At 44.6% G+C, this 204-nt stretch carries 1 protein-coding gene; it reads right to left on the bottom strand.

Translation table 11 applies throughout. From position 1 onward, the window contains the following. On the bottom strand, positions 1–204 hold a 204-nt coding region (locus HT730_RS09830), incomplete at both ends, for a hypothetical protein (RefSeq protein WP_173307483.1).

Raw genomic sequence — 204 nt, 5'->3', positions numbered from 1 at the left:
CTTGTTACCGTCCAGCCTGTCGCTCCTTTGCTGAGCTCAACAGTTTGACTGCTTCCTTGCTTATCTGTATAAGTCAAGCGTGCTTTATCCGCATTGTCTGGTAAGCCGATTTCAACATCACCATTTTGCCATTGTTTGGTTGTAGCTTCGCTTGGTGTTGCTTCTTTAGCTTGGACTGTAACTTCTACATCTTCTGTAGAGTCA

The organism is Streptococcus sp. k-628, assembly GCF_013277475.1.
GTDB lineage: Bacteria > Bacillota > Bacilli > Lactobacillales > Streptococcaceae > Streptococcus.
The sequence above is the reverse complement of the archived record's forward strand: the minus strand, read 5'-3'. Positions and strand labels throughout refer to the sequence as shown.